General features: G+C 45.0%; 9 protein-coding genes. 5 read left to right on the forward strand and 4 right to left on the reverse strand.

Annotated features, from left to right (window positions below; translation table 11 throughout):
* Position 1 precedes the first annotated feature (1 nt).
* Together galU and MHI20_RS03150 are read left to right on the forward strand one after the other, a co-directional pair.
* Positions 2–883, forward strand: a complete 882-nt coding sequence (galU, locus tag MHI20_RS03145; protein ID WP_039167895.1) for a UTP--glucose-1-phosphate uridylyltransferase GalU — start codon at positions 2–4, stop codon at positions 881–883.
* Positions 884–936: 53 nt separating this feature from the next.
* Positions 937–1,539 carry a DedA family protein gene (locus MHI20_RS03150; protein ID WP_007499192.1) on the forward strand — a complete coding sequence of 201 codons (603 nt, stop codon included), beginning with the start codon at positions 937–939 and terminating at the stop codon, positions 1,537–1,539.
* Between the two features lie 39 nt (positions 1,540–1,578).
* On the opposite strand, the gene MHI20_RS03155 is transcribed toward MHI20_RS03150, so the two are convergent.
* Positions 1,579–2,400: a uroporphyrinogen-III synthase gene (locus MHI20_RS03155; protein WP_024719426.1), complete on the reverse strand. Its 822-nt coding sequence runs from the start codon at positions 2,398–2,400 to the stop codon at positions 1,579–1,581.
* Between the two features lie 148 nt (positions 2,401–2,548).
* Between MHI20_RS03155 and MHI20_RS03160 the strand changes: the two genes are divergently transcribed.
* Positions 2,549–3,169, forward strand: coding sequence for an acetate uptake transporter (locus MHI20_RS03160; protein ID WP_007499188.1), 621 nt, complete (start codon positions 2,549–2,551; stop codon positions 3,167–3,169).
* A 38-nt stretch (positions 3,170–3,207) separates the two neighbouring features.
* On the opposite strand, the gene MHI20_RS03165 is transcribed toward MHI20_RS03160, so the two are convergent.
* Positions 3,208–4,227, reverse strand: coding sequence for an LLM class flavin-dependent oxidoreductase (locus tag MHI20_RS03165; protein WP_008346608.1), 1,020 nt, complete (start codon positions 4,225–4,227; stop codon positions 3,208–3,210).
* 174 nt (positions 4,228–4,401) lie between these two features.
* On the opposite strand from MHI20_RS03165, the gene MHI20_RS03170 reads away from it, so the two are divergent.
* Both MHI20_RS03170 and MHI20_RS03175 read left to right on the forward strand, forming a co-directional pair.
* Positions 4,402–8,379, forward strand: coding sequence for a beta strand repeat-containing protein (locus MHI20_RS03170; protein ID WP_445661733.1), 3,978 nt, complete (start codon positions 4,402–4,404; stop codon positions 8,377–8,379).
* A 111-nt stretch (positions 8,380–8,490) separates the two neighbouring features.
* Positions 8,491–9,846: an IS1182 family transposase gene (locus tag MHI20_RS03175; protein ID WP_268357090.1), complete on the forward strand. Its 1,356-nt coding sequence runs from the start codon at positions 8,491–8,493 to the stop codon at positions 9,844–9,846.
* A gap of 92 nt (positions 9,847–9,938) precedes the next feature.
* On the opposite strand, the gene MHI20_RS03180 is transcribed toward MHI20_RS03175, so the two are convergent.
* Both MHI20_RS03180 and MHI20_RS03185 read right to left on the reverse strand, forming a co-directional pair.
* Positions 9,939–10,499: a CatB-related O-acetyltransferase gene (locus MHI20_RS03180; protein ID WP_072368391.1), complete on the reverse strand. Its 561-nt coding sequence runs from the start codon at positions 10,497–10,499 to the stop codon at positions 9,939–9,941.
* A gap of 64 nt (positions 10,500–10,563) precedes the next feature.
* Positions 10,564–11,931, reverse strand: coding sequence for an MATE family efflux transporter (locus MHI20_RS03185; protein ID WP_249855731.1), 1,368 nt, complete (start codon positions 11,929–11,931; stop codon positions 10,564–10,566).
* Between the last annotated feature and the right edge of the window lie 6 nt (positions 11,932–11,937).

The raw sequence follows: 11,937 nt of genomic DNA on the forward strand, positions 1-11,937 counted from the left end.
AATGAATATCAAAAAAGCCGTTATACCAGCAGCCGGATTAGGCACACGTTTTTTACCCGCAACGAAAGCACAGCCAAAGGAAATGCTGCCGATTATCGACAAACCCGCCATTCAATACATAGTTGAGGAGGCTGTTCAATCAGGCATTGAAGACATACTGATTATCACAGGAAGAAATAAAAAATCGATTGAAGATCACTTTGACCGTTCGATTGAGCTAGAACACACGTTGCTTGAAAAAGGAAAAAAAGAACAGCTGGCTGAAATCAAACATATTGCGGATATGGCCAATATTCATTATATTCGTCAAAAGGAGCCCTTAGGTCTTGGGCATGCGGTATTATGTGCACGCCATTTTACTGGCAACGATCCTTTTGCGGTCCTTTTAGGTGATGATGTCATGGTGTCAGAAAGACCTGCACTCTCTCAGCTCATGGAAGTCTTTGAAGACAAACAAAGAGAGGTCATTGGCGTCCAGCAAGTGGATCGTCTAGATGTCAGTAAGTATGGTATGATAAGACCAGCTAGAGTAGACGGTCAAGTGTTTGAAGTCACAGACTTAGTGGAAAAGCCAGCTATTCATGAAGCTCCTTCCGATTTAGCTGTGATGGGCAGGTATCTGTTAACACCATCGATTTTTCCTATTCTACAAGGAATTGAGAGAGGTGCTGGGAACGAAATCCAGCTGACAGATGCGCTGAAAATCATTGCACATGAATCACCCATTTATGCAAAACAATTAGATGGGATGAGATTTGACGTTGGTGATAAGCTGGGCTCATTTAAGGCAGCGGCTGAAATTGGATTAATGCGTCATGATATGCGGCCAGCCATGCTAGCATATATGCAAAGCATACTCATGAGAGAAGCAAAACAAGCATAGGCTCTTATAAGGATGCTTGAAGAAAATTCGTATTTAAAGGCAGAGTGAAATGAATGGGAACCTTGTTTAATGAAATTTTAACCTGGCTGACAAGCCTTGGTTACGCAGGTGTTGCACTCGGACTGATGATTGAAATTATTCCGAGTGAAATTGTACTTGCCTACGGCGGATATATGGTGTCAACAGGAAGCATTGGGTTTGTTGGAGCCGTCATCGCTGGGGTTATTGGAGGAACACTTGCCCAGTGCTTTATTTACTGGATCGGCCTTTACGGCGGAAGACCTTTTTTAACAAAGTATGGGAAGTATTTATTCATCCATGAGCATCATATTGCCACGGCAGAACGCTGGTTTGACCGATATGGAACGGGTGTCGTATTTACAGCTCGTTTTATCCCAGTCGTACGCCACGCGATCTCGATTCCAGCTGGTATTGCAAAGATGCCATTTCTCAAATTTGTTCTTTTGACCGGATTAGCCGCCATCCCTTGGTCCATCCTATTTATTTATCTTGGAATGCAGCTTGGGACAAAATGGGACCACATTCAAAGTGTCGCTCACACGTATACAACACCAATTATGGTCATTGCTATCGTTCTCATCGTACTGTATTTCGTTTTGAAAAAAATTCGCACAAATCGAAAACGGACAATCTAACGAAAACGCCTTTCACTCGTCATGTGAAAGGCGTTTTTTCTATGCGTGCGTCGATTGTTTTTTCATATATTGAGATAATTCCATAATCATTGCACCCATTCTTTCAAGTGAAGGCGCTAGAATGCGGCTTATCCCCTCTTCTTTTAAAGCTTCAGCTGTGACTTTTCCAACAGCTACAGCTAATACATGCTGCTCGAATAGATGTTGCAGTTCTTCTTTTTTGCCCCATTCTTCTGCTAGTTTGAAAAAGGCATGAACCTGAACAGCGGTTGTAAAACAAACGGCATGGACCTTCCCTTCTTTCATTTCTTGAAGCAAAGTGTCCGCCGCCTCTGGTTCAGGGGGCGTGTGCTGATATGGCATGAGCTGCAAAACGTCTGCTCCTTTGTGATGTAAAAAATCAATGAGAGCTGGTGCATTTTCGCCGTGAAGCTGCACCATGACCCGTTTACCTTGAAGTTCTTTGTCTTCTAACTTTGAAATGAGGTCACGAACGGTTCCATCTTCATCAGAAACATCTGGCTGAATGCCGTGTTTTTTTAGAGCCGCGAACGTTTTGTATCCTCTTGAAGCGATATGGGCACTTGATAAAATGTTCATAAAAGCTTCTCCAAGCTGTAGCTCTTCTGCACTTTCAATTAATGTGTCTGTGCCGATACCCGTTGTTAAAATGACCCAGTCAGCTCCCTTCTTTACAAAGGTTTCTATGCCTGGCTTCAATTCCTCTTTGGCTAAAAATACAGTGCCCTGAAGAGAACGAATAACAGCTTGTCCTCCTTGCTTTTCAACAAGTGTACGCATTTCTTCTGTTTTTCTTGTTCCGCATATGGCAATGGTCTTTCCAGCTAAGCCTTTACTCATTCTCATCCCTCTTTTTCTATCACATGTATGATGTATTGTATTAAATATAGATTTATTTGGAAGACGTTGCAAGTGTCTACTAAAAAAGAGCTTGACGTTTCTATCGAATTCGAGTATCTTTTGTAAGTGCAAATTGTAGGAGGTCATTATGGAAAAACAGAATGTTCAAGCAATTCGATTATCAATCGCAGACCCAACACCACTTGGTTTGTTTGGTTTAGCAATGGTGACGCTTGTTGCGTCTTCACAAAAACTAGGAATCACAGATGGCACATCCCTTATTTTACCTTGGGCTATCTTCCTTGGAGGAATCGCGCAGCTGATTGCGTCCATACAAGATTCAAAGCATCATAATATTTTTGGAGCCACTGCCTTCGGCGCATTCGGTCTTTTTTGGATGGGCGTTGGAACCACTTGGCTCATTCAAGCGGGCGTTTTTGGGAAAACGCTTGCGGGAGCTGCGGACCCAAAACAACTAGGTTTTGCTTTTATTGGTTATTTGATTTTCAGCTTATTTATGACGATCGGTGCAATGGAAACACATAAAGTATTGTTTTTGATTTTCGTCTTTATTGATTTCTTATTCATTGGCCTGTCCCTAAGCTCGTTTGGTGTGATGTACGATGTGACTCATACGATGGCTGGTATTGCAGAATTGATTATTTCTCTTCTTTCATTTTATGGTTCTGCAGCTGTTGTGCTGAATACACATTTTGGTCGTACAGTACTGCCAGTTGGACAACCATTTCGCGTGTTTACTAAAGCATAAATAAAAAAGAACTGCTCTTGGCAGTTCTTTTTTTATTCTTATTTTTCTTGTTCCTCTTGAAATATCTCTGCAATGATTTCATAAGAACGCATTCTTTCTTGATGGTCAAACATATCAGAATTAATCATGACTTCATCTGCTTGAGTCGCCTCAATAAAGGCTTCTAACTCTTTTTTCACCTTTTGTTTATCCCCGATCATCGTCGAACTTAATTGTTCGTCCACCATCGCCTTCTCATATGGACTCCATAGCCCATCCATACTTTCAACAGGGGCTTTGAGTTTTCCTGGTGTATTGCGAATGAGGCTCAAGAAGCGCTGATAATGAGACGTCGCCAAATATTCAGCCCGCTCTGTTTGATCAGCAGCAAAAACCGTCACACCAACCATCGCATAAGGTTCTTTTAACACATCTGAAGGTTGAAATGACTGTCTGTATAATTCTAAAGCAGGAATGGTATTTTTAGGGGAGAAATGTGCCGCAAAGGCAAATGGCAGTCCCAGTTCTCCTGCAAGCCTTGCACTAAAACCACTTGAACCAAGAAGCCAAATCGGGATATCCAATCCTTCTCCCGGAACGGCTCTTACATGTTTTTTGACCTGACCAGTCGGTTTGAAATATTGCCGAAGTTCTTCAAGCTGCTCAGGGAAATCCTCCCCATTATGAAGATTACGTCTAAGTGCCCTTGCCGTTAACTGATCTGTTCCTGGTGCCCTGCCAAGACCTAAATCAATTCTCCCTGGATACAAAGTCTCCAGTGTTCCAAATTGTTCTGCAATGACGAGTGAAGAATGGTTTGGAAGCATAATCCCCCCAGAACCAACCCGGATCTTTTCAGTCCCTCCAGCAATATATCCAATCAAGACGGATGTTGCTGAACTCGCAACCCCTTCCATATTATGATGCTCCGCAAGCCAATATCTATGGTAGCCCCACTTCTCAGCTTTTTTTGCTAAATCCATACTATGTTCAAATGACTCTTTGATTGTGCCACCTTCTGTTACAGAGGATAAATTTAACACGGAATATGCTGCACGTTGTAAAACTGATTGACTCATACATGATGCCCCATTTCTTTCAAAAATCATACTAGTTTCATACTTTCAACACCATAACATAAAACGATTTAACTTTTAAATGATTTGATTCGATGATTTTCGAAATGATGAATTTTCTAGATTTTACTTCCGATTTAAAAATTCGTACATAGAATGAAATATCAATTTTAGGAGATGGGCAATTTGTACAATCAATTCGATCACAAATGTCCCTTTTGCGGTAGATATCATGAGCAGCCTCATTACAAAAGATCACGTCATGACCGTCCTCAAAGAAGAGACTGTCCTTTTATTAAACAAGAACATTCAAAACAAAACAGACCTCAAGGGGATCCGTCTTGTGCAAAAGGAGAAAAACAATCAAAAATAATTCAAAGGGTTGGACGAAGAGGCCCAGCAGGTCCGGTTGGGCCTACCGGACCAACCGGACCTGCTGGCGGATTAACCGGTGTCCTCCCTTTTAACCCCTCACAATCACAAGATTACGAGGCTGGTCAAGTTGTCACGTATAATGGCAGTACTTATATTGCTAAGGTAGATGCTCCCTCAGGAATACCTGGACTTTCCCCCGACTATACCCTTTTGGCGGCTTCTGGGGAAACTGGCCCAACTGGCCCTACAGGGGTAGGATTAAGTGGTATTGAAACATATGATCCAGAAAGAGCATCAATGTATTCAGTCGGTCAAGTGGTCACTTATGAAGGTGGTACGTATATTGTGAACTCTGCTCCACCTTTAGGTACGCCAGATACGTCCCCGGATTATACGCTTTTGGCAGCACCTGGTGCTACTGGTATCACAGGTGCAACCGGTCCGACTGGGGTCACTGGTAGCACAGGTTCAACTGGAGCTACTGGTGCCACGGGTATCACAGGTTCAACCGGTGCAACTGGAGCTACTGGTGCTACAGGAATTACAGGTGCCACGGGTAGCACTGGTTCAACCGGACCTACTGGTGCTACTGGTATCACAGGTGCAACCGGAGCTACTGGTGCTACTGGTATCACAGGTTCAACCGGTCCGACTGGGGTCACTGGTAGCACGGGGGCAACTGGTTCAACCGGACCTACTGGGGCCACTGGTGTGACGGGCAGCACTGGACCAACTGGTCCGACTGGAGCTACGGGAATCACAGGTGCAACCGGTCCGACTGGTGCTACTGGTATCACGGGTGCAACTGGAGCTACTGGGGCCACGGGTAGCACAGGTTCAACTGGAGCTACTGGGGCCACGGGTATCACAGGTTCAACCGGAGCTACTGGGGCCACGGGTATCACAGGTTCAACTGGAGAAACTGGTGCCACGGGTATCACAGGTGCAACTGGACCTACTGGGGCCACGGGAATCACAGGTTCAACCGGACCTACTGGTGCTACTGGTATCACAGGTGCAACTGGAGCTACTGGTGCTACAGGAATTACAGGTTCAACCGGACCTACTGGGGCCACTGGCATCACGGGTGCAACTGGAGCTACTGGGGCCACGGGAATCACAGGTGCAACCGGTCCGACTGGGGTCACTGGTAGCACGGGTGCAACTGGGGCCACGGGTATCACAGGTTCAACCGGACCTACTGGTGCTACTGGTATCACAGGTGCAACCGGACCTACTGGTGCTACTGGTATCACAGGTTCAACCGGTCCGACTGGGGTCACTGGTAGCACAGGTTCAACTGGATCTACTGGGGCCACGGGTATCACAGGTGCAACTGGACCTACTGGGGCCACGGGTATCACAGGTTCAACCGGACCTACTGGGGTCACTGGTAGCACGGGGGCAACTGGTTCAACCGGACCTACTGGGGCCACGGGTGTGACGGGCAGCACTGGACCAACTGGTCCGACTGGAGCTACGGGAATCACAGGTGCAACCGGTCCGACTGGAGCTACTGGTATCACGGGTGCAACTGGACCTACTGGGGCCACGGGTATCACAGGTGCAACTGGACCTACTGGTCCGACTGGGGGCACGGGTATCACAGGTTCAACCGGACCTACTGGTGCTACTGGTATCACAGGTGCAACCGGACCTACTGGTGCTACTGGTGCCACGGGTATCACAGGTTCAACTGGACCTACTGGTGCTACAGGAATTACAGGTTCAACCGGACCTACTGGTGCCACTGGCATCACGGGTGCAACTGGACCTACTGGGGCCACGGGTATCACAGGTGCAACTGGACCTACTGGTGCTACTGGTATCACAGGTGCAACCGGACCTACTGGTGCTACTGGTGCCACGGGTATCACAGGTGCAACCGGTGCAACTGGATCTACTGGGGCCACGGGTATCACAGGTGCAACTGGAGAAACTGGTGCTACTGGTATCACGGGTGCAACTGGATCTACTGGGGCCACGGGTATCACAGGTGCAACCGGACCTACTGGGGCCACGGGTATCACAGGTGCAACCGGACCTACTGGGGTCACTGGTAGCACGGGGGCAACTGGTTCAACCGGACCTACTGGGGCCACGGGTGTGACGGGCAGCACTGGACCAACTGGTCCGACTGGAGCTACGGGAATCACAGGTGCAACCGGTCCGACTGGAGCTACTGGTATCACGGGTGCAACTGGACCTACTGGGGCCACGGGTATCACAGGTGCAACTGGACCTACTGGTCCGACTGGGGGCACGGGTATCACAGGTTCAACCGGACCTACTGGTGCTACTGGTATCACAGGTGCAACCGGACCTACTGGTGCTACTGGTGCCACGGGTATCACAGGTTCAACTGGACCTACTGGTGCTACAGGAATTACAGGTTCAACCGGACCTACTGGTGCCACTGGCATCACGGGTGCAACTGGACCTACTGGGGCCACGGGAATCACAGGTTCAACTGGACCTACTGGTGCTACTGGTATCACAGGTTCAACCGGACCTACTGGTGCTACAGGAATTACAGGTTCAACCGGACCTACTGGTGCCACTGGCATCACGGGTGCAACTGGACCTACTGGGGCCACGGGAATCACAGGTTCAACTGGACCTACTGGTGCTACTGGTATCACAGGTTCAACCGGACCTACTGGTGCTACAGGAATTACAGGTTCAACCGGACCTACTGGTGCCACTGGCATCACGGGTGCAACTGGACCTACTGGGGCCACGGGTATCACAGGTGCAACTGGACCTACTGGTGCTACTGGTATCACAGGTGCAACCGGACCTACTGGTGCTACTGGTGCCACGGGTATCACAGGTGCAACCGGTGCAACTGGATCTACTGGGGCCACGGGTATCACAGGTGCAACTGGAGAAACTGGTGCTACTGGTATCACGGGTGCAACTGGATCTACTGGGGCCACGGGTATCACAGGTGCAACCGGACCTACTGGGGCCACGGGTATCACAGGTGCAACCGGACCTACTGGGGTCACTGGTAGCACGGGGGCAACTGGTTCAACCGGACCTACTGGGGCCACTGGTGTGACGGGCAGCACTGGACCAACTGGTCCGACTGGAGCTACGGGAATCACAGGTGCAACCGGTCCGACTGGAGCTACTGGTATCACGGGTGCAACTGGACCTACTGGGGCCACGGGTATCACAGGTGCAACTGGACCTACTGGTCCGACTGGGGGCACGGGTATCACAGGTTCAACCGGACCTACTGGTGCTACTGGTATCACGGGTGCAACTGGTCCGACTGGCGCTACAGGTATCACGGGTGCAACTGGTCCGACTGGCGCTACAGGTATCACGGGTGCTACCGGACCTACTGGAACAGGTGGTTTTACGGATACAGCACTATATGCTGCTAATAGTTCTGGTCCTACCATTGTTACTGTAGCCTCGGGAACGAATATTCCATTGCCGAACTTTCAAAACATTACCGGTTTTACAGCAAACGGCACAAGTACGGTTTTTACCGTTCTGCAAACAGGTAAATATTATATTACGTATCAAGTCAACACCACTACAGCACTTTTGATTAATACGCGTTTGCTGTTAAATGGAACAAATACTATTTCTGGTTCTGTTCAATCACCTACTATCTCTACTTCATTTATTAACAATACTGTCATTGTTAATTTAACAGCTGGTAATACTATTTCACTGCAGTTTTTTGGAGTGGTTGTCACAGCTATATTAGTTGGCGGTGGTGGTGCGGCCGGAGCAACCTTGACCATCATACGGCTCAGTTAAGCAAAAAAAGAAAAAAGAAAGGCTTTTCAGCCTTTCTTTTCAGCTTGTAGACAAAGTCTACAAGCTTTTTTGTATAATAAGGGTAATAACACATTTCTGTGGGGGATGAACATGTTATCGAAACGTGAAGAAGAAAGAAGAAATCAATTAGAAGTAGTGGCCTTAGATGAATTAGTGCCTGAAGATCATCTTGTACGAAAAATTGATCAAGCGATCGATTTTGATTTCGTGTATGATCTTGTCAAAGATCATTATAGTTCTGATAACGGCAGACCAAGTGTGGATCCCGTTGTTCTTATTAAAATGGTTTTGATCCAATACCTATTTGGCATTCGCTCTATGCGTCAAACCATTAAAGAAATTGAAACTAATGTGGCTTATCGTTGGTTTATTGGATATGGATTTTCGGAGAAAATTCCGCACTTTTCTACCTTCGGTAAGAACTACGTGAGACGCTTTCATGATACAGATTTATTCGAACAAATTTTTTATCGAATCTTAAGAGAAGCGATGAAAAAAGGTCTCGTTGATCCATCTATCGCTTTCATTGATTCAACTCATGTAAAAGCAAACGCCAATAAGAAAAAACTTGAAAAGAAAATTGTTCGAGTAGAAACGAGAAGTTATCAAAATCAGCTTCATGAGGAGATCAATGTTGATCGTGAGGAACATGGAAAAAAGCCGTTACCCCTACAGAATAAGAAAGAGAAAAAAGAAATCAAGGTCAGTACAACTGACCCAGAGAGTGGCTACTATGTAAAGGATGAACGTGAAAAATTATTTGCTTATTCATTTCATACGGCTTGTGATTCAAAAGGATTTATTTTAGGATCACTGGTCACTGGTGGAAATGTTCATGATAGTCGTATGTTAGATTCACTCGTATCAAAGGTGACAAAGAAAGTCGGAAAACCCAATGTAGTCGCAGTTGATGCTGGATATAAAACACCATATATCGCCAAGTTTTTAATGGATCAAGAGATAAGACCTGTCATGCCTTACACCCGCCCGAGAACAAAAGCTGGTTACTTGAAAAAGAATGAATACGTATATGACGCACATTTTGATTGTTACATTTGCCCAAACGGGCAAATTCTTTCTTATCGTACAACGACTAGAGAGGGATATAAGCAATATGCGTCCGATTCAGAGGTATGTAAATCCTGCTCGTTTCTAGATAACTGTACACAAAGTCAAAATCACACCAAACAGATTCACCGACATATTTGGCAGGACTACCTAGACGAAGCAGACCATCTGAGACTCACTGAAATGAATAAGAACATCTATGCAAAACGGAAAGAAACGATTGAACGCGTTTTTGCGGATGCAAAAGAAAAGCATGGAATGCGATGGACGAAACTTCGAGGATTGAAAAAAGTTTCGATGCAGGCGATGCTTACTTTCGCTGCCATGAATCTTAAGAAATTAGCAAACTGGACATGGAAAGGACCTAGTCCAACGTAAGGTAACTGATCAATTTTATTAAATTAAGTGAAAACCCCACCTTTACTTGAAGTAAAGGTGGGGTTTGTCTACGGTCTGAAAAGAAAGGCTTTTCAGCCTTTCTTTTTTATGTCTTCTATAACTTTTATACAATGTTCGATATCATTAGATTGTAAGAGGTGAAAAATAGATTGGATGACGGTAAACTCTAAATTCCACCATTCTAACAACTGAAGTTTTTCAATGATATCAGAAGAAAACCGATATTTCATGAGACGTTGCGGGTTCCCTGCGACAATCGCATATGGAGGCACATCTTTTGTAATCAGACTATTTGCTCCAATGACTGCCCCGTTTCCTATCTGTACCCCTGACATGATTGTTGCTCCATATCCAATCCAAACATCGTGCCCTATACACACATCCCCTTTTGATCGTGGATGTCCTTCAATGTGGGCAGCATCTGTGAAAATTTGATTAAAGGGATATGTGGTGACCCAATCTGTTCGGTGTTCACCACCAAGAAAAACTTTTACTTCGTTTGCGATGGAACAAAACTTTCCTACATTCAGCGTTGTTCCTTCTCCCCACGTCAAGACTTGAAAATCTGGTCCAGCATAAGTGAAGTCACCGATATCATACGAACTGAGCTCACTTCTTTGGTTTAAAAACATAGAAGATCAGACCCCCTACAAAGTAATCGATATTCGTATATATATGCCAGATGATAGGCTCACATTATGATTGGACAAGTGCAACGATCTGCTTTTTCTTCCATACCAGTCGATAATAGCCGTATTGGAGCAATAAGTTTACAAAAAAGGCTGCAGGATATCCTATCCAGATTCCTTTGATCCCAAGCGATGTATGGTGTGATAGCACATAAGCCACTGGTACTTCAACAAGCCAAATGGAACAAATACTAAAGATGGTCGGCCATAGAACTGTGCCACTTGCTCTCATTGTGGCTGCAACGATTTGTGCTGTTCCGAAAATGAGATAGCTCCATAGGGTAATCACGACCAAACTATATGCAATATCAATCGTTGCAGGATCTGTTAAAAAGATAGATAAAATTTGTGGTGCGAAAATATAGACGAAAATAATAATCAATCCGCCTATTGCAAAGTTTAGCCCCAGCCCAATTTTAATGACATCCTTCAAACGATTCATGTTTCCTGCGCCAATGAATTGTGCGGCGAAGATAGAAACTGCAATACCAAGGCTCACTGCAGGCATCTGTACATAACTTACGACTTGATTGACAACGCCATAAGCTGCGGTCGCCTGTGATCCATAATCGTTGACAAAAGAAATGACAGCAATTTCTGATAAAGAAATGAGAATCATATTAATACTAGAAGGGATACTTAACTTTAATAGCGTTTTTAATAAATCCCCTTTCATCAATAAATGCTTTCTAACCGACGCATCAATGCGCAGCGGGTGCTTTGTTTTATAAAGATAGATATGAAGAATGATAAACGTAACGATTGTAGAAATCACAGAAGAATACGCAGCACCATATAAACCAAATGCCGGTAAACCAAGCCAGCCGAATAATAAAATTGGCAGCAATAAAATATTGGTTCCTGTACTAATCATTAAGAAATAAAATGGTGTTTTTGAATCTCCTGTTCCTCGTAAAAAAGTTGTAAAGACAAAATAAAGAAATAAGATGGGCATGGAGATGAATAGGATTCTGGCATATGCCGCACTTTCCTCCACAATATTTGCAGGTGTCCCCATCAGATGTAAAATATCTGTGGCAAAAAAACCTCCAATGACAGCTAAAGAAAGTCCGATTAAAAAGGTGAACGAAAGCGTTGTACCGATAATTTCCTTTAACCTCTGCTCATTTTTTGCTCCGTATGCTTGTCCAATCAGGATCGAGCTCCCTGATCCAATCCCAATGGAAAAAGAAACAAGTAAAAAGAAAAGTGGAAAGAATGCAGAAATCGCAGCTACTGCATCCTCTCCAATCCATCTACCGACAAGCACAATGGAAACAAGCTGTCCAATTGATTGCAAAATATTGCTTAATAAAAGTGGAATTAGAAAGATCGACATGGTTTTTACTAAAGATTGATTATTATCTAACGTCATGATGGT

This window comes from Bacillus sp. FSL K6-1106 (assembly GCF_038005245.1).
GTDB classification, from domain to species: Bacteria; Bacillota; Bacilli; order Bacillales; family Bacillaceae; genus Bacillus; species Bacillus altitudinis.